Source organism: Streptomyces solincola, assembly GCF_002982015.1.
GTDB lineage: Bacteria > Actinomycetota > Actinomycetes > Streptomycetales > Streptomycetaceae > Streptomyces > Streptomyces solincola.
On the sequence record NZ_PVLV01000290.1, the window covers coordinates 1 to 19,216 of the forward strand.

Annotated in this window: 19 protein-coding genes, 1 tRNA gene and 1 pseudogene; 9 read left to right on the forward strand and 12 right to left on the reverse strand. The window is 72.9% G+C overall.

Annotation, left to right across the window (positions count from 1 at the left end; translation table 11 throughout):
- Together C6N75_RS19075 and C6N75_RS19080 are read left to right on the forward strand one after the other, a co-directional pair.
- Window positions 1-828: S1 family peptidase (locus C6N75_RS19075; RefSeq protein ID WP_105870122.1), on the forward strand; the 828-nt coding region annotated here is incomplete at its 5' end.
- 196 nt (window positions 829-1,024) lie between these two features.
- On the forward strand, window positions 1,025-1,480 hold the full coding sequence (locus C6N75_RS19080) for a hypothetical protein (RefSeq protein ID WP_105870123.1): 456 nt from the start codon (window positions 1,025-1,027) through the stop codon (window positions 1,478-1,480).
- A gap of 7 nt (window positions 1,481-1,487) precedes the next feature.
- Here the strand turns inward: C6N75_RS19080 and C6N75_RS19085 are convergent, their stop codons facing one another.
- Complete coding sequence (locus C6N75_RS19085) at window positions 1,488-2,732, reverse strand: LmeA family phospholipid-binding protein (RefSeq protein WP_258177497.1); 1,245 nt, start codon at window positions 2,730-2,732, stop codon at window positions 1,488-1,490.
- Between the two features lie 192 nt (window positions 2,733-2,924).
- Between C6N75_RS19085 and C6N75_RS19090 the strand changes: the two genes are divergently transcribed.
- On the forward strand, window positions 2,925-4,400 hold the full coding sequence (locus tag C6N75_RS19090; protein ID WP_105870124.1) for an AlkA N-terminal domain-containing protein: 1,476 nt from the start codon (window positions 2,925-2,927) through the stop codon (window positions 4,398-4,400).
- A gap of 12 nt (window positions 4,401-4,412) precedes the next feature.
- A complete protein-coding gene (locus C6N75_RS19095) occupies window positions 4,413-4,925 on the forward strand; it encodes a methylated-DNA--[protein]-cysteine S-methyltransferase (protein WP_107503749.1) in 513 nt (170 codons plus the stop codon).
- Between the two features lie 19 nt (window positions 4,926-4,944).
- On the opposite strand, the gene C6N75_RS19100 is transcribed toward C6N75_RS19095, so the two are convergent.
- The 3 genes from C6N75_RS19100 to C6N75_RS19110 form a co-directional block, all read right to left on the reverse strand.
- Entirely contained in the window at window positions 4,945-5,664 is a 720-nt protein-coding gene (locus C6N75_RS19100) for an SIR2 family NAD-dependent protein deacylase (RefSeq protein ID WP_105870125.1), read from the reverse strand.
- A gap of 46 nt (window positions 5,665-5,710) precedes the next feature.
- Window positions 5,711-6,208: an NUDIX domain-containing protein gene (locus tag C6N75_RS19105; RefSeq protein ID WP_105870126.1), complete on the reverse strand. Its 498-nt coding sequence runs from the start codon at window positions 6,206-6,208 to the stop codon at window positions 5,711-5,713.
- Window positions 6,209-6,279: 71 nt separating this feature from the next.
- A complete protein-coding gene (locus tag C6N75_RS19110) occupies window positions 6,280-6,573 on the reverse strand; it encodes a hypothetical protein (protein WP_105870127.1) in 294 nt (97 codons plus the stop codon).
- Window positions 6,574-6,714: 141 nt separating this feature from the next.
- Here C6N75_RS19110 and C6N75_RS30790 point away from each other — a divergent pair.
- The 3 genes from C6N75_RS30790 to C6N75_RS19120 all read left to right on the forward strand — a co-directional run bounded on the left by C6N75_RS30790 (window position 6,715) and on the right by C6N75_RS19120 (window position 9,864).
- Window positions 6,715-6,784: transfer RNA gene (locus tag C6N75_RS30790), tRNA-Asn, on the forward strand.
- A gap of 193 nt (window positions 6,785-6,977) precedes the next feature.
- Window positions 6,978-8,588 (forward strand): TROVE domain-containing protein, encoded by a 1,611-nt coding sequence (locus tag C6N75_RS19115; RefSeq protein WP_105870128.1) that lies wholly within the window; start codon window positions 6,978-6,980, stop codon window positions 8,586-8,588.
- A gap of 121 nt (window positions 8,589-8,709) precedes the next feature.
- The gene (locus C6N75_RS19120; protein ID WP_105870129.1) at window positions 8,710-9,864 is read left to right on the forward strand and encodes a glycerate kinase; all 1,155 of its coding nucleotides are present in this window, start codon (window positions 8,710-8,712) and stop codon (window positions 9,862-9,864) included.
- Between the two features lie 245 nt (window positions 9,865-10,109).
- Here the strand turns inward: C6N75_RS19120 and pssA are convergent, their stop codons facing one another.
- The 7 genes from pssA to ccrA all read right to left on the reverse strand — a co-directional run bounded on the left by pssA (window position 10,110) and on the right by ccrA (window position 17,901).
- Window positions 10,110-10,964, reverse strand: a complete 855-nt coding sequence (gene pssA / locus C6N75_RS19125) for a CDP-diacylglycerol--serine O-phosphatidyltransferase (RefSeq protein WP_105870130.1) — start codon at window positions 10,962-10,964, stop codon at window positions 10,110-10,112.
- Window positions 10,957-11,613, reverse strand: a complete 657-nt coding sequence (locus tag C6N75_RS19130; protein WP_105870131.1) for a phosphatidylserine decarboxylase — start codon at window positions 11,611-11,613, stop codon at window positions 10,957-10,959. Before C6N75_RS19130 ends, pssA begins: the two co-directional genes overlap by 8 nt.
- A 170-nt stretch (window positions 11,614-11,783) precedes the next feature.
- Window positions 11,784-12,989, reverse strand: coding sequence for an acyl-CoA dehydrogenase family protein (locus tag C6N75_RS19135; RefSeq protein WP_105870132.1), 1,206 nt, complete (start codon window positions 12,987-12,989; stop codon window positions 11,784-11,786).
- Window positions 12,990-12,991: 2 nt separating this feature from the next.
- The gene (locus C6N75_RS19140) at window positions 12,992-13,543 is read right to left on the reverse strand and encodes a MaoC family dehydratase (RefSeq protein ID WP_105870133.1); all 552 of its coding nucleotides are present in this window, start codon (window positions 13,541-13,543) and stop codon (window positions 12,992-12,994) included.
- A 5-nt stretch (window positions 13,544-13,548) separates the two neighbouring features.
- Window positions 13,549-14,544: an HpcH/HpaI aldolase/citrate lyase family protein gene (locus C6N75_RS19145; RefSeq protein WP_105870134.1), complete on the reverse strand. Its 996-nt coding sequence runs from the start codon at window positions 14,542-14,544 to the stop codon at window positions 13,549-13,551.
- Complete coding sequence (locus C6N75_RS19150) at window positions 14,541-16,553, reverse strand: protein meaA (RefSeq protein WP_105870135.1); 2,013 nt, start codon at window positions 16,551-16,553, stop codon at window positions 14,541-14,543. The genes C6N75_RS19145 and C6N75_RS19150 overlap by 4 nt, the downstream gene beginning before the upstream one ends.
- A 10-nt stretch (window positions 16,554-16,563) precedes the next feature.
- Complete coding sequence (gene ccrA / locus C6N75_RS19155) at window positions 16,564-17,901, reverse strand: crotonyl-CoA carboxylase/reductase (RefSeq protein ID WP_105870136.1); 1,338 nt, start codon at window positions 17,899-17,901, stop codon at window positions 16,564-16,566.
- Window positions 17,902-18,411: 510 nt separating this feature from the next.
- On the opposite strand from ccrA, the gene C6N75_RS30795 reads away from it, so the two are divergent.
- Window positions 18,412-18,588, forward strand: a complete 177-nt coding sequence (locus tag C6N75_RS30795) for a hypothetical protein (protein WP_181160537.1) — start codon at window positions 18,412-18,414, stop codon at window positions 18,586-18,588.
- A gap of 15 nt (window positions 18,589-18,603) precedes the next feature.
- A complete protein-coding gene (locus C6N75_RS19165) occupies window positions 18,604-18,882 on the forward strand; it encodes a hypothetical protein (RefSeq protein ID WP_105870138.1) in 279 nt (92 codons plus the stop codon).
- Window positions 18,883-18,891: 9 nt separating this feature from the next.
- Here C6N75_RS19165 and C6N75_RS19170 read toward each other — a convergent pair.
- A pseudogene (locus C6N75_RS19170) lies at window positions 18,892-19,216 on the reverse strand (TetR family transcriptional regulator); the annotation flags it as partial.

Here is a 19,216-nt window from a genome sequence, read left to right on the forward strand (position 1 = left end):
GCGAAGAGGGTGCGGGCGGCGGGCGGTGAGGCCAGAATCGTGGAGCACACGCTGGCGGAGCTGTCGGCGGCGCGGGGTGAGCTGAAGAAGGACGCCTCGGTGCCGGGCACGTCGTGGGCGGTGGATCCGGCTGCGAACACGGTGGTGGTGACGGCGGACCGCACGGTGAAGGGTGCGGATCTGGCGAAGGTGACCGCGGCGGTGAAGGAGCTGGGCTCGAAGGCGGAGCTGCGGCGGACCGAGGGCGAGTTCCGCACGTTCCTGGCCGGTGGGGATGCGATCCACTCCGGTGGCGGGCGCTGCTCGCTGGGGTTCAACGTGGTCAAGGACGGTGCGCCGCATTTCATCACGGCGGGGCATTGCGGTGAGACGGGCAGTGCGTGGTCGGAGTCGGCGGGTGGTGCGCCGGTGGGGACGATGGTGGATTCGCAGTTCCCGGGCAACGACTTCGCGCTGGTGAAGTACGAGGGCGGTGCGCAGGCGCCGAGTGAGGTGAATCTGTACGGCGGGGGTACGCAGGCGATCAGCAAGGCGGCCGAGGCGACGGTGGGGATGAAGGTGACCCGGTCGGGTTCGACGACGCAGGTGCACGAGGGCACGGTGACGGGTCTGGACGCCACGGTGAACTACGGCAACGGTGATGTGGTGGAGGGTCTGATCCAGACCGATGTGTGCGCGGAGCCGGGGGACAGTGGTGGTTCGCTGTTCTCGGGTGACGCGGCGGTGGGTCTGACCTCGGGTGGCAGTGGTGACTGCTCGGCCGGCGGGGAGACCTTCTTCCAGCCCGTCACCGAGGCCCTGAGCGCCACCGGCGCCCAGATCGGCTGACCTGCACGCCCCACGGCTTCACGGCACCACAGCTTCACACGATCCGGCATAACGACCCCGCGGCCGGCCGCGGGGTCGTTATGCTGTGCACGTTTTCACGCCGGGCCGTTGAACGCTGAAGCACACCGGCGACCGCTGACGCGCACCCACGGACGCCGAAGCGCACCGACGGCCCTCGCCGCCCGAGGGAGGGGCCATGCCACAGGTACTCGGCAGGGACGGCGACGTCCTCGGCACGGACAGCGTGGCGAGCACCGCCGCGCTGCTGCGGGCCGAACTGCCCCGGCTGGAGCAGCGCAAGGCGGACCTGGAGCAGGACCTGGCGGCCGTCTCCGCCCGGTTGGACGCCGTCCGCACCGCCCTCGGCGCCCTCCAGGCCCTGTCCGCCGCCCTCCCCGCGCCGCGCAAACCGCTGGAGGTCCCGCACGAGTGGCCCGGCGGCCTGACCGAGCAGGTCGCGGCGATCCTCGCCGCGCACGGCGGCGAGCCGATGCGGGCCCGGGACGTGGCCGCGCTGCTCGGCCGGGACACCTCCAACAACGCCATCAACACGGTGCGCGGCACCCTGGACCGGCTGGTCGCCACCTCGCGCGCCCACCGCGCGGGCCGCGGCCTCTACCAGGCGCCGCGCCCCCGCCGGCCTGCCGGCTGACGACCGCTCAGCCGGTCGAGCCGAAGGCGAGCCCGGTGCCCAGCAGCCTGGCCCGGATGCCGTCGCGCTCCACCGCGACCTCGCGCACCCGCACGTCCCGCGCGGCGGCGGGCAGCTCGTAGGAGAAGGACAGCCGGTCGGTGAGGGCCGGCGGGCGCAGCTTCAGCAGGGCGTCCACCAGGCCCGGGTCGATGCCGGCCTTCTCCAGCAGCCACGGGTGGTCGACCACCAGGTCCACCAGGTTGACCTGGCTCAACCGCTGGAGGAACAGCGGCGATCCGGTGAGCCGGCTCAGCTCCTTCTCGCCGCTCAGGGCCCGGTCGATCGCCGACTCCGGCAGCCCGAGCCGCTGGGTGATCGCGGGCACCGAGAACAGCGCCTTGGCCTGGGCGGCGGTGGAGGCGACCCGGCGGGCCGCCTCCGGGTGCAGCCGCAGCCCCGCCCCGGGGCCGCGGCCCGGCCGGTAGGTGAACAGTCCCGGCACGTCCAGTCGCATGTCCCCGATGACCGTGGACAGCTTCCGGCCGTCCTCGGCCCCCACCCGGGCGCGCGCCTGGAGCCGGATCTCCCGCCCCGCCACCGGCAGCGTCCCGGCGACCTTCACATCCCGCGGCCCGGCCTGGCTGAACGTCAACTGCGAGGCGCCCAGTTCGCGGCTCAGGTCCTCGAAGGACAGCAGCACATCCCCGTCCATGCGGTCGACGACGGCCCCCTGCACGGAGCTGGGCAGGTCCCCCACCACATGCACGTTGCGGGCGGTGGCGTGCACCTCCGACAGCGACACCTTGCTGGCCGCCACGTCCGGGACGCTCACCCGGGCCTGCCCGATCCGCTTGTCCAGCACCTGCGTCAGGAACGGGAAGCCGTCGATGTCGACCTGCGGGCGGGCCGCCAGGTGCAGCGACTGCTGGATCCTCTCCTCGGTCTTCCGCTCGGCGTACGCCACCGCCAGCCGGTCGCCCGCCACCAGCAGCACCGCGCCGACCAGCGCCGCCACCACCAGCTTCACCGCCAGGGAGACACCGGCCAGCCTGCTGCGGCCCCGGTGGCTGGGCGGCGACCACTCCTCCCGCTCCCGGTCCGATCGCACCGCCCCGGTCAGATCCGAGAAGTCGTCCCGCCCGCCCGGCCGCCGCTCGGGTCCGGACCCGGCCGCCGGGTCCGGCGCGTGCCAGGCGTCCGGCTCCGGGTCGGCCAGCTCGGCCAGCTCGTCATAGGGATTGGCGTAGGGACGGGGATGTGACGGCGTCATGCGTGTGGGGGGTCGCATCACCACATCCCATCACGGCCCCCGTCGGTGCCCGCAACCTCTCCCGACGTGTGCCGAGGAGACGTTGGCCACCTCCCTCGACCGCCGCCGGAGCCGGCCCGCACTCCCGGTCGAGGCGTCACCATGTCGTTTTTCCGCCAGCCGGACCACCCCGGCGTGCCGGATGCTGGAGCCATGCACACCGACACCGAGCGCTGCGTCCGTGCCGTGCGGTCCAGGGACGCGCGGTTCGACGGCTGGTTCTACACCGCCGTCCTCACCACCCGCATCTACTGCCGCCCGAGCTGCCCGGTCGTGCCGCCCAAGCCGGAGAACATGGTCTTCCACCCCAGTGCCGCCGCCTGCCAGCAGGCCGGCTTCCGGGCCTGCAAGCGGTGCCGGCCCGACACCAGCCCCGGCTCGCCGGAGTGGAACGCCCGCGCCGACACCGTCGCCCGCGCCATGCGGCTCATCCGCGACGGCGTGGTGGACCGCGAGGGCGTGCCCGGCCTCGCCGCCCGGCTCGGCTACTCCGCCCGCCAGATCGAACGCCAGTTGCTCGCCGAGCTGGGCGCCGGGCCGCTCGCCCTGGCCCGCGCCCAGCGCGCCCAGACCGCCCGGGTGCTCATCGAGACCACCGCGCTGCCGTTCGCCGACGTCGCCTTCGCGGCCGGCTTCTCCTCGGTGCGCACCTTCAACGACACCGTCCGCGAGGTCTTCGCGCTCACCCCGGGCGAGCTGCGCACCCGCGCCGGCCGCCCCGGACCGGGCGCACCGGGCCCCGGCGCCATCGAGCTGCGGCTGCCCTACCGGTCCCCGCTCACCCCGGGCAACCTCTTCGGCCACCTCGCCGCTACCGGTGTGCCCGGCGTCGAGGAGTGGCGGGACGGCGCCTACCGGCGGCACCTGGCCCTGCCCCACGGCCCCGGCACCGTCGCACTCACCCCGCGCGAGGGGCACATCGGCTGCCGGCTCCGGCTCACCGACCCGCGCGACCTGACCCTGGCCGTCAGCCGCTGCCGCTGGCTGCTGGACCTGGACGCCGACCCGCTCGCCGTGGACGAGCAGCTCGCCGCCGATCCCGTGCTCGCCCCGCTGGTGGCCGCCGCCCCCGGCCGGCGGGTGCCGCGCACCGTGGACCCGGCCGAGTTCGCCGTCCGCGCCGTCCTCGGCCAGCAGGTCTCCACCGCCGCCGCCCGCACCCACGCGGCCAGGCTGGTCGCCGCGCACGGCACCCCGGTCGAGGACCCCGACGGCGGCGGCCTCACCCACCTCTTCCCCACCCCCGGGCAACTCGCCTCCCTCGACCCCGAGTCGCTGGCCCTGCCGCGCACCCGGCGCACCACCGTCACCACCCTGGTCGCCGCGCTCGCCGACGGCGCCGTACGCCTCGGCCCGGACGTCCACTGGGACGAGGCCCGCGCCGCCCTCGCCGCGCTGCCCGGATTCGGACCGTGGACCGTCGAGACCATCGCCATGCGCGCCCTCGGCGACCCGGACGCCTTCCTCGCCGGCGACCTCGGCGTACGCAAGGCGGCCCGGCACCTCGGCCTGCCCGCCACCCCGGCCGCGCTCACCGCCCGCACCGCCGCCTGGCGGCCCTGGCGCGCCTACGCCGTCCAGCACCTGTGGGCCACCGACAGCCACCCCGTCAACCACCTGCCCGCCTGAGGAGCCGCACCCGTGCACCGCCGCCACACCGTCGCCGACAGCCCCTACGGCCCGCTCACCCTGGTCGCCACCGACGGCGTCCTCAGCGGGCTCTACATGACCGAGCAGCGCCACCGGCCGCCCCAGGAGACCTTCGGCGAACGCGATGCGCGCCCCTTCACCGAGGCGCTCCGCCAGCTCGACGCCTACTTCGCCCGCCGGACCACCGTCTTCGACCTGCCGCTGGACCTGGCCGGCACCCCGTTCCAACAGCGGGTCTGGCAACGGCTGCTGACCATCCCGTACGGACGGACGAGCAGCTACGGGCAACTGGCCCGCGACCTCGGCGCGCCGAACGCCTCCCGCGCGGTCGGCCTGGCCAACGGGCGCAACCCGGTCAGCATCATCGTCCCCTGCCACCGGGTCGTCGGCGCGGCCGGCGCCCTCACCGGCTACGGCGGCGGCCTGGAGCGCAAGCGCAGGCTGCTGGACTTCGAGAGCGGCCGGGTCGGGGCCGCCGGCCCGCCGCCCGGCGCGCTGTTCTGACCGAGGCCGCCCGCCGGCGCTACGCCAGCTTCCCCAGCAGCGCCGGCAGCGCCGTGCCGATCGGCTCGCGGACCACCTCGTCCGCCAGTTCGTCGTAGGGGGTGGGCTCCGCGTTCACCACCACCAGCCTCGCCCCGTGCTCCGCCGCGATGCCCGCGAGCGAGGCCGCCGGCTGCACCTGGAGGGTGGACCCCACCGCGACGAACACCTCCGCGGCCTCGGCGATCCCCATCGCCTCGCCCAGCACCGCCGGATCCAGCCTCTCCCCGAACATCACTGTCGCCGGCTTCAGGACGCCCCCGCACGCCGCGCACGCCGGGTCGTCCTCGCCCGCGTCCACCCGCGCCAGCGCGTCCGCCATCGGCGAGCGCGCCTGGCACCCGGTGCACACCACCGTCCGCGCGGTGCCGTGCAGTTCCAGCACCTTGCGCTCGGGCAGCCCGGCGGCCTGGTGCAGCCCGTCGACGTTCTGGGTGAGCACCCGCACCGCGAAGCCGTCCCTGCGGTCCAGTGCGGCGATCGCGCGGTGCGCGGCGTTGGGCGCGGCCCGCAGCGTCGGGGCGTCCCGCCGCATCAGCCAGGCCCGCCGCCGGATCTCCGGGTCGGCCATGTAGTACGCGTACGTCACGAGCTTCTCGGCGTCCGGATCGCGCCGCCACAGCCCGTCGGGGCCGCGGTAGTCGCTGATGCCGGAGTCGGTGGAGACACCGGCCCCGCTGAGGAAGGCGACGAGGGTCATGCCGGCGAGCGTACGCAGCCGCCGCCGCCCGCCGCGAACGCCTTTCCTACCGGCGGCCCGGCCGGCGGCCGCTCTCCAGCTCCACCGCGCCGGAGCCGGTGTCCAGCGCCTCCAGCGCGGCCGCCACCCGGTGGCGCAGCGGACTGGGCAGCAGCACCGGCAGCTCGGCGCGCTCCACCAGCCTCCAGGACAGCAGCTCCGCCTCCTGGAGCACCACCGACGTGAGCTGCTCCTCGGTCAGCACCCCGCCGTCGAACAGCCAGGCCGCGATCGGCGGCCGGCCGGGGCCGGGCGTCCAGTCCACCGCCAGCAGCCGACCCGGCTCGACGTCCAGCCCGATCTCCTCCAGCGTCTCCCGGCGCGCCGCCTGCCGGGGCGTCTCGTCGGCGTCCGACTCGATGGTGCCGCCGGGCAGCGCCCAGCCGTCGCGGTAGTTCGGCTCCACGAGCAGCACCCGGCCGCCGGCGTCACGGAACAGGCAGGCCGCGCCGGCGAGCACCCGGGGGAGCCCGGCGATATAGGCGGTGTAGTCGCTGATCGTCACACCGGCAGCCTAGCCACCGGGCGCGGCGAGGCCCGTCGCCGTCCGCCGGCCCGGTCCGGTGCGCCGGCCGTTCAGCCCGGCGGCCGCGCGAGCGGGGCCGGCACCTGGGCCCCGCGGCCCTCCCGTACCGCCTCCACGACCGCGGCGTGCAGGTCGCGGCTGTCGCGTTCCGAGTCGCACGGAACCGGGGAGCCCGTCATGGTGAACCACTCGGAGGCTCCGCTGTACTGGATGGCGATGAGCGCCTCGCCACCCGCCCAGGTGGTGTGCACGGTGACATTTCCGGTGACGATGCCGAGCTCGTCGGTGCGAACCCCGCCACTGCCCGTGTACACGTCGGTCGTCGTCCACGATGCCCACGTCATAGTGGCCAGCGTCACACGAACGGCCCAGTGACGCGAGCCGTGCGCGGCGATGCATCCGGCCGTGTCCGAAAGCCGGTCCCGGTCCGCCCCGGGCGGGAAAACCCGTGGCGCCGCTCCGCCCGCCCGGCCTAGCGTCGTCCTCGTCCAGGTGCGCAGGCAGGACCTACTTCCACTGTTAATGGGGCGGTCGCGGGTTCGAGTCCCGTCACCGGCTTTCGGGCCGGTGTAGCTCAGTCGGTAGAGCACCACGTGGTTCCGCCGCCTTGATCTCTGGACACCTGCATGACACGGGTGCGCCTCCCGGTGCGCCGGCCGCGGCTACTTCTGTACCGAAATCCGCCGCTGCCACCTCAGTCCTCGGGAGGCGCGCCCGGCAGTACGGGGACATGACACGGGGGATCCACATGGCACGCTTCAACGCCGTCCGCGGCGCCGTGACGGCCGCGCTGTCGCCGGTGCGCTCCACCGGCCGGCCCGCCACCACACACGAGGGCGGCCAGGGCGCCGAGCGCGATCCGCGCTCCGAGCTGTTCCTGCTCGCCGTCGCCAACTTCGTCACCCAGCAGACCTTCTACGAGGACGGCCGCGCCCGCGACGACCGGTTCGCCGCCCTGGTGCGCGAGCTGGCCGTCCAGGACCCGTGGTGGACCGCCGGACTGCTGCGCTGGCTGCGCACCGACGCCCACCTGCGTTCCGCGTCCCTCGTCGGCGCCGCCGAGTACGTCCGGGCCCGGCTGGAAGCCGGCCCGGAGGTCCTCGGCGAAGGCCCCGGCGGCCGGCAGGTCGTCGACTCCGTGCTCCGCCGTGCCGACGAGCCCGGCGAGCTCCTCGGCTACTGGACGGCCCGCTACGGCCGTGCCGTGCCCAAGCCCGTCAAGCGCGGCGTCGCCGACGCCGTACGCCGGCTCTACGACTCCCGGGCGCTGCTGAAGTACGACACCGCCGGCAAGGCGTTCCGCTTCGGCGACGTGCTCAACCTGGTGCACGCCGCCCCGGACCCGGCCAAGCCCTGGCAGGGCGAGCTGTTCCGGTACGCGCTGGACCGCCGGCACCACCCGGACACCGCCGTGCCGCCCGCGGCCGACCGGACGCTGACCGCGCACCGGAAGCTGATGGCGCTGCCCGTCCCCGAGCGGCGCGCGCTGGTCAGCGGCCCCGACGGGCCGGCCCGACTGGCCGAGGCGGCGATGAGCTGGGAGGCGCTGGCAGGCTGGCTCCAGGGCCCGCTGGACGCGGCCGTGTGGGAGGCGATCATCCCGTCCATGGGCCCGATGGCGCTGCTGCGCAACCTGCGCAACTTCGACCAGGCGGGAGTGAGCGACGAGACGGCCGCGGCGGTCGCCGCCCGGATCAGCGACCCGGCCGCCGTGGCGCGCTCCCGGCAGTTCCCGTTCCGCTACCTGGCCGCCCACCGCCACGCGCCCTCGCTGCGCTGGGCCCACCCGCTGGAGCAGGCACTCGGCCACTCGCTGGCCAACGTGCCCGCGCTGCCCGGCCGCACCCTGGTGCTGGTGGACCGCTCCGGCTCCATGTGGGCCCCGCTGTCGGGCCGCTCGGAGCTGAACCGCGCCGACGCGGCCGCGATCTTCGGCGCCGCCCTGGCCCTGCGTGCCGATAACGCCGACCTCGTGCAGTTCGGCACCACCAGCAAGCCGGTGCCCTACCGGGCGGGGGAGTCGGTGCTCAAGGTCCTGGACCGGTTCGGCGACCTCGGCGGCACGGACACCACCGAGGCCGTGCGCACCCACTACCGCCGCCACGACCGGGTGCTGATCGTCACCGACGAGCAGGCGGCGTACAGCAGGCACGGCGATCCGGTGCAGCAGGTCCCGCCGAAGGTGCCGGTGTACACCTGGAACCTCGCCGGCTACCGGCCCGGCCACGCGCCCACCGGCAGCGCCACCCGGCACACCTTCGGCGGGCTCACCGACGCCGCCTTCCGGATGGTGCCGCTGCTGGAGGCCGGCCGCGGCGCCGACTGGCCCTGGCCGCACCGGCCGGCCGACGCCGCCTGACCAGCGGCTCCGCGGCCTCGCACGGTCCGTCCGATGGGCGGTCCGGGGTGGCCAGGGCCGCGGCCGTGCGGATAGGGTCGGCCCCGGCGCGACTGCCTGTTCGAAAGCAAGGGATACAACGGTGGCGGACGGAGCAGTTTCTGAGGCCGCGCGCGTACTTGTCGCGGCCGACAAGTTCAAGGGTTCGCTCACGGCCGTGCAGGTCGCCGAGCGCGTGACGGCCGGGCTCCGCCGCGTCGTCCCCGACGTGGAGGTGGAGACCCTCCCCGTCGCCGACGGCGGCGACGGCACGGTCGCCGCCGCCGTCGCGGCCGGATTCGAGCGGCGCGAGGTCGAGGTCACCGGTCCCCTCGGGGAGCCGGTCACCGCGGCGTACGCGCTGCGCGAGGGCAGCGCCGTGGTGGAGATGGCGGAGGCGTCCGGCCTCCAACTGCTCCCCGAGGGCGTCTTCGCCCCGCTGACCTCGACCACCTACGGCTCGGGCGAGCTGCTGCGGGCCGCGCTGGACGCCGGCGCCCGCACCATCGTCTTCGGGGTGGGCGGCAGCGCCACCACCGACGGCGGCGCCGGGATGCTCGCCGCGCTCGGCGCGCGCTTCCTCGACGCCGACGGCAAGCCGGTCGGCCCCGGCGGCGGCCCGCTGAAGGACCTCGCCACCGCCGACCTCTCCGGTCTCGACCCGCGCTTCGCCGGCGTCGAGCTGGTGCTGGCCAGCGACGTCGACAACCCGCTGACCGGACCCAAGGGCGCCCCGGCCGTGTACGGCCCGCAGAAGGGCGCCTCGCCCGAGGACGTGGCCGAGCTGGACGCCGCCCTGGCGCACTACGCCCGGGTGCTGGCGGAGGCCGGCGTGGAGCGCGCCGCGGAGCTGGCCGAGTCGCCCGGCGCGGGCGCGGCCGGCGGCATCGGCTACGGCGCCCTGGTCGGCCTCGGCGCGAGCTTCCGGGCCGGTATCGACGTGATGCTGGACGTGCTCGGCTTCGCCCCCGCCCTGGCCCGGGCCACCCTGGTCATCACCGGCGAGGGCTCCCTGGACGAGCAGACCCTGCACGGCAAGGCTCCGGCCGGGGTGGCCGCCGCCGCCCGCGAGGCCGGTGTGGAGACGGTCGCCGTCTGCGGCCGGCTCGCCCTGCCGCCCGAGGCCCTGGGCCGCGCCGGCATCCGCCGCGCCTACGCCCTCGCCGCCCTGGAGCCCGACCCCGCCAAGAGCATGGCCAACGCCGGCCCCCTCCTGGAGCAGGCCGCCGAGAACCTGGCCCGCGACTTCCTCCGCTGACCGCCCGCGCCCCTGCCCGAGCCTGACGGGCGGGGGCGCCCGCACCTCCGGCAGCGGGCCGGGTCAGCGCCTGTGACACCCCGCTGCCCGGCCGGCGCCCCCCCACTACGCCGCTCACGCCGTCCGGGGACCCGCACCCCGCCGCGTAGCACCACTACAAGGACGGTGACGGACCCGGTACGCCGAAGGGCCCGGCGGCGAGATCGCTCTCGCCGCCGGGCCCTTCCGGTCCGTTCCGCGTCCCGCTAGGGGAGCTGCGCCCGCGCCTCCCGGCTCTCGCGCCGGTTGCCGCGGAAGGTGTTCACCCGGCGGGCGGTCGCGAAGAGCGGGATCACCGCGCCCAGCACCACCTGGAGCACACAGCCCATCTGGAGCAGGAACTGCCCGCCGGGCGCGTCGAACGCCCAGGCGGCCAGCATGCCCATCGCGCCGACGATCCAGCTCAGCATCGCCACCGCCAGCACGCCGCGGGGCTTGGGGTACTCGACCCGGCTCACCATCAGCCAGGCGGTGCCGATGATCGCCAGCAGCGTCGGCACGAACGGCAGCTCGAGCAGCACGATCGAGACGACCGTCAGCGCGCCGAACGGGCTCGGCATGCCCTGGAACATGCCGTCCTTCAGCGTCACGCAGGAGAACCGCGCCAGCCGCAGCACCACCGCCAGCAGCACCACGATCGCGGCCACCGCGGACACCCGCTGGTCCGCGTCCTGCGCGACCATCCCCCACACCAGCACGAAGTACGCCGGCGCGAGGCCGAAGCTGATCAGGTCGGAGAGGTTGTCCAGCTCCGCGCCCATCGGCGAGCTGCGCAGCTTGCGCGCCACCAGCCCGTCGAAGAGGTCGAAGACCGCCGCGCAGAGCATCAGGATCACCGCGGTGGCGGCCGAGTGCCGGGCCATGCCGGACTCGTCGCTGCCGGTGAGGTGCGGGATGAGGATGCCGGTGGTGGTGAAGTACACCGCCATGAAGCCGCAGGTGGCGTTGCCCAGGGTGAGGGTGTCCGCTATCGACAGCCGCATCGAGAGCGGCATGTCCTCGGCCTCCTCGCGGCCCTCGTCGTCGGCGGCCCAGTTCGCCGGTGTCTCGGGATCAATCACGGTCAATGCGAGTCACCCCCGCGGTCGTGGCCTGACCGACCTCCACGTCCACCTCGACACCCGCCGGGAGGTAGATGTCGACCCGCGATCCGAAGCGGATCAGTCCGATGCGCTCGCCCTGCTCGACCTTGGTCCCCTGCGGGATGTACGGCACGATGCGGCGGGCCACCGCGCCGGCGATCTGCACCATCTCGATGTCGCCCAGCTCGGTGTCGAAGTGCCAGACGACGCGCTCGTTGTTCTCGCTCTCCTTGTTGAACGCCGGCACGAACCCACCCGGGATGTGCTCGACCGACGTCACCGTGCCCGCCAGCGGGGCGCGGTTGACGTGGACGTTGAGCGGGCTCATGAAGATGGCGACTCGGGTCCGGCCGTCCTTCCACGGCATGATGCTCTGCACCACACCGTCGGCGGGCGAGATGACCCGGCCCTGAGCGATCTCGCGCTCGGGGTCGCGGAAGAACCACAGCATGCCCGCCGCCAGCGCGGTGGCGGGCACGGCCAGCGCCCGGGCTCCCTTGGAGCGCCGGGAGCGGGCCAGGCTGAGGGCGGCGGTGGCGACGGTCGGCAGGAGCCACGGCGATGCTCCGCGAGCGATGCTCATGCCAGAGAGGCCGTCGCGAGATGCAGAGGTTTGGCTGTGGGGCATGGATGACCTTCGTAGCGGATGATGCCGCGCGGGTTGACGGGGGACGGCGGCTTTTCGGCGATGCTATCGGGTGCGGCCCGCAACTGGGAAAGCCAGAAGCCGAGTCGGAGTCCGGAAGACGATGACCCGGTGTGACCTTCTTCGCGGCCAAAGCGACCGAAAAGCGACATTCACCCCTGCATCCGGTACTCTTCCAGCAGCCGCCGACCGATGATCATTTTCTGGATCTCGGCGGTACCTTCACCGATGAGCAGCATCGGAGCCTCACGGTAGAGGCGCTCGATTTCGTACTCCTTCGAGAACCCGTACCCACCGTGGATACGGAACGCGTCCTCGACGACCTCCTTGCAGTATTCGGAGGCGAGGTACTTCGCCATCCCTGCCTCGAGGTCGTTGCGCTGCCCGGAGTCCTTTTTGCGTGCGGCATTGACCATCATCGCATGCGCGGCCTCCACCTTGGTAGCCATTTCGGCCAGTTTGAACTGGACCGCCTGGTGTTCGGCGATGGCCTTGCCGAACGTGTGGCGCTGCTGCGCGTACGCCACACCCAGCTCGAACGCACGCTGGGCCACACCGCAGCCACGCGCGGCGACGTTCACCCGGCCCACCTCGACGCCGTCCATCATCTGGTAGAAGCCCCGACCCGTGGTCCCGCCCAGGACCCGATTGGCCGGAATGCGTAGTCCGTCCATGATGAGCTCGGTGGTGTCGACCCCCTTGTAGCCCATCTTGTCGATCTTGCCGGGGATGGTCAGGCCGGGTCGCACCTCGCCGAACCCGGGCTCCTTCTCCACCAGGAACGTCGTCATCGACTTGTGCGGGGCGGCGCCCTCGGGGTGTCCTTCGTCACTCCGCACCAGCACGGCCACCAGCGTCGACGTCCCGCCGTTGGTCAGCCACATCTTCTGGCCGTTCAGGACGTACTCCTCGCCGTCCTTCACCGCCTTGGAGGAGATCGCCGACACGTCCGAGCCGAGCGCCGGCTCCGACATGGAGAACGCGCCCCGCACCTCGCCGGCCGCCATCCGCGGCAGGAAGGCGTCCCGCTGCTCCTGGGTGCCGTGCTGCTTGAGCATGTACGCCACGATGAAGTGCGTGTTGATGATGCCGGACACCGACATCCAGCCGCGCGCGATCTCCTCCACGCACAGCGCGTACGTCAGCAGCGACTCGCCGAGCCCGCCGTACTCCTCGGGGATCATCAGGCCGAAGAGCCCCAGCTCCTTCAGCCCGTCCACGATGTCCTGCGGGTACTCGTCCTTGTGCTCCAGCGCGGTGGCGACCGGGATGATCTCCTTGTCCACGAAGTCGCGGACGGTGGAGACGATCTCCTGCTGGACGTCGCTCAGACCGGGGGTCTGCGCCAGTCGGGCCATGACTACTTCTCCGTCCTCGCGTCGGTCGCCCGCGGGCCGCTCTCGCGCGGCGGCTCCACCGGCTCGGGGCGGCCCGGCTGCTCGCCGCCGCGCTCCTTGACGTACGTCTCGGTGGGCACCATCACCTTGCGGCGGAAGACGCACACCAGGGTGCCGTCCTGCTTGTAGCCCTTGGTCTCCACGTACACGATCCCGCGGTCGCTCCTGGACCTCGACGGGGTCTTGTCCAGCACCGTCGTCTCGCCGTAGATCGTGTCGCCGTGGAAGGTCGGCGCGACGTGCCGCAGCGACTCGATCTCCAGGTTGGCGATGGCCTTGCCGGACACGTCGGGCACCGACATGCCCAGCAGCAGCGAGTACACGTAGTTGCCCACCACCACGTTGCGGCCGAAGTCGGTCGTCTTCTCGGCGTAGTTGGCGTCCATGTGCAGCGGGTGGTGGTTCATCGTCAGCAGGCAGAACAGGTGGTCGTCGTACTCGGTGACCGTCTTGCCGGGCCAGTGCTTGTAGAGAGCGCCGACCTCGAACTCCTCGTAGGTGCGTCCGAACTGCATGGCGATCAGGCCTCCGGGGCTTCGAAGGAGGAGGTGCGGGTCATGCCGGCGGCCCGGCCCTTGCCGGAGACGACCAGCGCCATCTTGCGGCTGGCCTCGTCGATCATCTCGTCGCCGAGCATCGCCGAGCCCTTCCTGCCGCCCCGCTCGGAGGTGTGGTAGTCGTACGCGTCCAGGATCAGCTCGGCGTGGTCGAAGTCCTCCTGGGAGGGCGAGAACACCTCGTTGGCGGCCTCGACCTGGCCCGGGTGCAGCACCCACTTGCCGTCGAAGCCGAGCGCCGCGGCCCGCCCGGCGACCGCCCGGAAGCCGTCCACGTTCTTGATCTGGAGGTAGGGCCCGTCGATCGCCTGGAGGTCGTTGGCGCGCGCCGCCATCAGGATCCTCATCAGGATGTAGTGGTAGGCGTCCGCCGGGTAGCCGGGCGGCTGCTCGCCGACCACCAGCGACTTCATGTTGATGGACGCCATGAAGTCGGCCGGGCCGAAGATGATGGTCTCGGTCCGGGGCGAGGCCTCGGCGATCTCGTTGACGTTGTTCAGACCGCGCGCGTTCTCGATCTGCGCCTCGATGCCGATCCGGCCGACCTCGAAGCCCATGGTCTTCTCGATCTGCGTCAGCAGCAGGTCCAGCGCCTTCACCTGGGCGGCGTCCTGCACCTTCGGCAGCATGATGCAGTCCAGGTTCGGGCCGGCGCCCTCCACCACGGTGACCACGTCGCGGTAGGTCCACTCGGTGGTCCAGTCGTTGACCCGCACCACCCGGGTCTTGCCGGTCCAGTCGCCCTCGTTGAGGAACTTCACGATGGTGTGCCTGGCCTCCGGCTTGGCCAGCGGCGCGCAGGCGTCCTCCAGGTCCAGGAAGACCTGGTCGGCGGCGAGACCCTGGGCCTTTTCCAGGAAGCGCGGGTTGGAGCCCGGCACCGCGAGGCAGGAGCGGCGCGGACGGAGCCGGTCGACCGGGGCGGTGCCAGGGGCGTTGACCGGGGCGGACGGGGTCATGCGGGGACCTCCAGGGGGTCGAGCTTGTTGGCGGTGCGGATCTCGTCGACGATACGGCCGATGATCTCCGTGATCCCGAAGTCCTTCGGGGTGAAGACGGCGGCCACACCCGCCCGCTTCAGTTCGGCGGCGTCGGCACCGGGAATGATCCCTCCGACGATGACCGGGATGTCGGGCGCCCCGGCCGCGCGCAGCCGCTCCAGCACGTCCGGCACCAGCTCGGCGTGCGACCCGGACAGGATCGACAGGCCCACGCAGTGCACGTCCTCCGCCAGCGCGGCGTTCACGATCTGCTCCGGGGTGAGCCGGATGCCCTGGTAGACCACCTCGAAGCCGGCGTCCCGGGCCCGTACGGCGATCTGCTCGGCGCCGTTGGAGTGCCCGTCCAGACCCGGCTTGCCCACCAGCAGCCGCAGCCGGCCCGAGCCCAGTTGCTCCGCCGTGCGGGACACCTTCTCCCGTACGGTCGCCAGCAGACTGCCCTGCTCGGCGGTGACCGCCACCGGCGCCGAGGACACCCCGGTGGGGGCGCGGAACTCGCCGAACACGTCCCGCAGCGCCCACGCCCACTCGCCGGTGGTGACACCGGCCCGGGCGCACTCCAGGGTCGCCTCGAAGAGGTTGCCCTCCCCGGCGGCGGTCGCCTTCAGCGCGGCCAGCGACTCCTGGGCGCGCGGCTCGTCCCGCTCGTCCCGCCACTGGTGCAGGGCGGCGACCACCCGCGCCTCGTTCGCCGGGTCCACCGTCATGATCGCGGTGTCCAGGTCGGCGGTGAGCGGGTTGGGCTCGGTGGTCTCGAAGATGTTGACGCCGACGATCTTCTCCTCGCCGGCCTCGATCCGCGCCCGTCGCTCGGCGTGCGAGGAGACGAGCTGCGACTTCAGATAGCCCGACTCCACCGCGGCCATCGCGCCGCCCATCTGCTGGATGCGGTCGATCTCCTCCCAGCAGTCGGTGACGAGCGCGTCCACCTTCGCCTCGATGACGTGCGAGCCGGCGAAGATGTCCTCGTACTCCAGCAGGTCGCTCTCGTGCGCCAGCACCTGCTGGATGCGCAGCGACCACTGCTGGTCCCACGGGCGGGGCAGGCCCAGCGCCTCGTTCCAGGCCGGGAGCTGCACCGCCCGCGCCCGGGCGTCCTTGGAGAGGGTGACCGCCAGCATCTCCAGCACGATCCGCTGCACGTTGTTCTCCGGCTGCGCCTCGGTCAGACCGAGCGAGTTGACCTGCACCCCGTAGCGGAACCGGCGGTGCCTGGGGTTCTCGATGCCGTACCGCTCCCGGGTGATGCGGTCCCACAGGCGCCCGAAGGCCCGCATCTTGCACATCTCCTCGACGAAGCGGACGCCCGCGTTCACGAAGAACGAGATCCGGGCCACCACGTCGCCCTTCTTCTCCTGGGGCACCTGCCCGGAGGAGAAGACCGCGTCCAGCACGGCGATCGCGGTGGACATGGCGTACGAGATCTCCTGGACCGGCGTCGCCCCGGCCTCCTGGAGGTGGTACGAGCAGATGTTGATCGGGTTCCACTTGGGAATGCGGTTGACCGTGTACGTGATCATGTCGGTGGTCAGCCGCAGCGACGGGCCGGGCGGGAAGACGTGCGTCCCGCGCGACAGGTACTCCTTGACGATGTCGTTCTGCGTCGTCCCCTGGAGCCGGGTGATGTCCGCGCCCTGCTCCTCGGCGACCACCTGGTAGAGCGCCAGCAGCCACATGGCGGTGGCGTTGATGGTCATCGAGGTGTTCATCTGCTCCAGCGGGATGTCCTGGAACAGCCGCCGCATGTCACCCAGGTGGGAGACGGGCACCCCGACCCGGCCGACCTCGCCGCGGGCCAGCACGTGGTCCGGGTCGTACCCCGTCTGCGTGGGCAGGTCGAAGGCGACGGACAGACCGGTCTGGCCCTTGGCGAGGTTGCGCCGGTACAGCTCGTTGGACGCCTCGGCCGTGGAGTGGCCGGCGTACGTCCGCATGAGCCACGGCCGGTCCTTCTGGCGCTCGGTCATCTGGAGGACCTCAGACATTCCTGAAGCGGTTGATGGCGTCGATGTGCTGCGCGCGCTTCTCGGCGTCGCGGACGCCCAGGCCCTCCTCGGGCGCGAGGCACAGCACGCCGACCTTGCCCTGGTGGGCGTTGCGGTGCACGTCGTGGGCGGCCTGGCCGGTGTCCTCCAGTGAGTACACCTTCGACAGGGTGGGGTGGATCCTGCCCTTGGCGATGAGGCGGTTGGCCTCCCACGCCTCGCGGTAGTTGGCGAAGTGCGAGCCGATGATCCGCTTGAGCGACATCCACAGGTAGCGGTTGTCGTACTCGTGCATGTAGCCCGAGGTCGAGGCGCAGGTGGTGATCGTGCCGCCCTTCCTGGTCACGTACACGCTCGCGCCGAAGGTCTCCCGGCCCGGGTGCTCGAAGACGATGTCGATGTCCTCGCCGCCGGTCAGCTCGCGGATGCGCTTGCCGAAGCGCTTCCACTCCTTCGGGTCCTGGGTGGTCTCGTCCTTCCAGAACTTGTAGCCCTCGGCGTTGCGGTCGATGACCGCCTCCGCGCCCATGGCGCGGCAGATGTCCGCCTTCTCCGGGCTGGAGACGACGCAGATCGGGGTGGCGCCGCCGGCCAGCGCGAACTGGGTGGCGTAGGAGCCGAGGCCGCCGCTCGCGCCCCAGATCAGCACGTTGTCGCCCTGCTTCATGCCCGCGCCGTTGCGGGAGACCAACTGCCGGTACGCGGTCGAGTTGACCAGGCCCGGCGAGGCGGCCTCCTCCCAGCTCAGGTGGTCCGGCTTGGGCATGAGCTGGTTTGACTTCACCAGCGCGATCTCGGCGAGGCCGCCGAAGTTGGTCTCGAAGCCCCAGATCCGCTGCTCCGGGTCGAGCATGGTGTCGTTGTGCCCGTCGGAGGACTCCAGCTCCACGCTCAGGCAGTGCGCCACGACCTCGTCGCCGGGCCGCCAGGCGTTGACGCCGGGGCCGGTGCGCAGCACCACGCCCGCGAGGTCGGAGCCGATGATGTGGTACGGGAGGTCGTGCCGCTTGGTCAGCTCCGAGACGCGCCCGTAGCGCTCCAGGAAACCGAAGGTGGACAGCGGCTCGAAGATCGAGGTCCACACCGAGTTGTAGTTGACGGAGCTGGCCATCACTGCCACCAGGGCCTCGCCCGGGCCCAGTTCGGGCAGCGGCACGTCGTCCAGGTGCAGCGACTTGCGCGGGTCCTTGTCGCGGGTGGCGAGCCCTTCGAACATCTCGGTCTCGTCCTTGTGGACGGTGATCGCGCGGTACGACTCGGGCAGCGGGAGTGCGGCGAAGTCGGCGGAGGTGGTCTCCGGCGACTGGATCGCGTCCAGGATTTCCTTCACGGTGTTGCCTCCGGCGGGTGTGTCTCCTCCGCCCGGTGAGGGCCGGGTTGTCGCTGTGCGGAGGAGGCGTCAGGGGACGCTGAGGGGAACGTCGGTGGTGCTGCTGGCTGCTGTGTGGTGCGGAGGGGTGCCGTCGGTTCGGCCGGGTGGTGCTCGGCAGCGCGGTGGTGGTGCGCGGAAAGGTGCCTGTGACGCAGGCGTCCGGGCGCGCGAGCCGGGTGGCTTTGCGGGGACAGCCGGCGTACGGGACTGCTCTGCACGCCGGCCGCCCGGACTCCTTCAACGTATGACACCGCGTGCCAGTCGGCAAGACACTGAGTGCCATGAATTTCTCTCAGGTGTCATCCGTCCGTCACTTATGAGCGATGATCGATCGAACGGGCCCGTACGGAGTGGAAAACCGCTGGTCGTGGCGGTGCCGGCCGGGGAAGACGGCCGGAGACAGGGGGCGGGGTTGCCGATTTCCGCGTGCGCGAGGTGCGGCACCGAGCTGACCGCACCGCTCTCCCGGTGGCGCGCCCGGTCGGCGACGGCCTGCCCCGACCGCCCGTCCCCCACCGGTCGGAGGTGGTGGCCGGCGAGGGCGCCGCGCCCACCGGCCCGTCCGGCGACCGCACGGTGGGCCTGGCCGGTCCCGGACTGCCCGCCGCCGGCGGTCCACCGGCCATCGCCGCCGTACCCCGTTAACCGCAGACCGGCGAGGTGTGGCGGCCGCCCGCCGGCACCGCGGCCGTACCGCTGGACGCCGGGGTGTGGACGCGTCCGGCCCTGCGGCCGGAGCGCACCAGGCTCCCCGTCACCGGCGTGCTGCCCGGGGGCGTGGAGCGCGACGATCCGCTGCCGCCGCGGCCCTGGTACCGGTTCCCGCCGGACGGGCGCGTCTTCCGCCGCACCCTGGTCCGACTGCCGGCAGCCCGCGGCCCCTGGCCGCGCGCGCTCCACGAGGAGCGGCGGGGACGGCCGTGGGCCGACCCCTTCTGAGGGTCCGCCCTAGCGGCTCTTCAGCGTCCGCTCGATCGCGCCCATGATCTCCTCCAGCGGGGCGTCGGTGCGGGCGACCGCCACCAGCACGTCCCCGGTGGCGGTGGCCCGGGCGGCCGCCCCGGCGGGCTCGCCACCGCCCGCGGCGGTCGCGGCCGAGGGAACGGAACCCGTCCGCCCGGCGCCTATCCCCGTGCCGAAGGTGTCCCGCACGATCGCGAACGCGTGGTCCAACTGGGCCTCCACGTCGCCCTGCCCGCCCGCCCGCAGCCAGCGCCGCAGCACATGGCTGTGCGCCGTCACCACGGCCGAGGCGGCGACCTCCGCCAGCAGC

What these genes read in the sequence shown, in the direction of transcription:
- C6N75_RS19140 (WP_105870133.1), bottom strand. Translation starts at nt 13,543, where the DNA reads ATGCAGTTCGGACGCACCTACGAGGAGTTCGAGGTCGGCGCTCTCTAC.
- C6N75_RS19085 (WP_258177497.1), bottom strand. Translation starts at nt 2,732, where the DNA reads ATGACGCCGTCACATCCCCGTCCCTACGCCAATCCCTATGACGAGCTG.
- C6N75_RS19145 (WP_105870134.1), bottom strand. Translation starts at nt 14,544, where the DNA reads ATGACCCCGTCCGCCCCGGTCAACGCCCCTGGCACCGCCCCGGTCGAC.
- C6N75_RS19090 (WP_105870124.1), top strand. Translation starts at nt 2,925, where the DNA reads ATGCACACCGACACCGAGCGCTGCGTCCGTGCCGTGCGGTCCAGGGAC.
- C6N75_RS19130 (WP_105870131.1), bottom strand. Translation starts at nt 11,613, where the DNA reads ATGCCCCACAGCCAAACCTCTGCATCTCGCGACGGCCTCTCTGGCATG.
- C6N75_RS19135 (WP_105870132.1), bottom strand. Translation starts at nt 12,989, where the DNA reads ATGGCCCGACTGGCGCAGACCCCCGGTCTGAGCGACGTCCAGCAGGAG.
- C6N75_RS19080 (WP_105870123.1), top strand. Translation starts at nt 1,025, where the DNA reads ATGCCACAGGTACTCGGCAGGGACGGCGACGTCCTCGGCACGGACAGC.
- C6N75_RS19100 (WP_105870125.1), bottom strand. Translation starts at nt 5,664, where the DNA reads ATGACCCTCGTCGCCTTCCTCAGCGGGGCCGGTGTCTCCACCGACTCC.
- C6N75_RS19110 (WP_105870127.1), bottom strand. Translation starts at nt 6,573, where the DNA reads ATGACGTGGGCATCGTGGACGACGACCGACGTGTACACGGGCAGTGGC.
- C6N75_RS19150 (WP_105870135.1), bottom strand. Translation starts at nt 16,553, where the DNA reads ATGACCGAGCGCCAGAAGGACCGGCCGTGGCTCATGCGGACGTACGCC.
- C6N75_RS19115 (WP_105870128.1), top strand. Translation starts at nt 6,978, where the DNA reads ATGGCACGCTTCAACGCCGTCCGCGGCGCCGTGACGGCCGCGCTGTCG.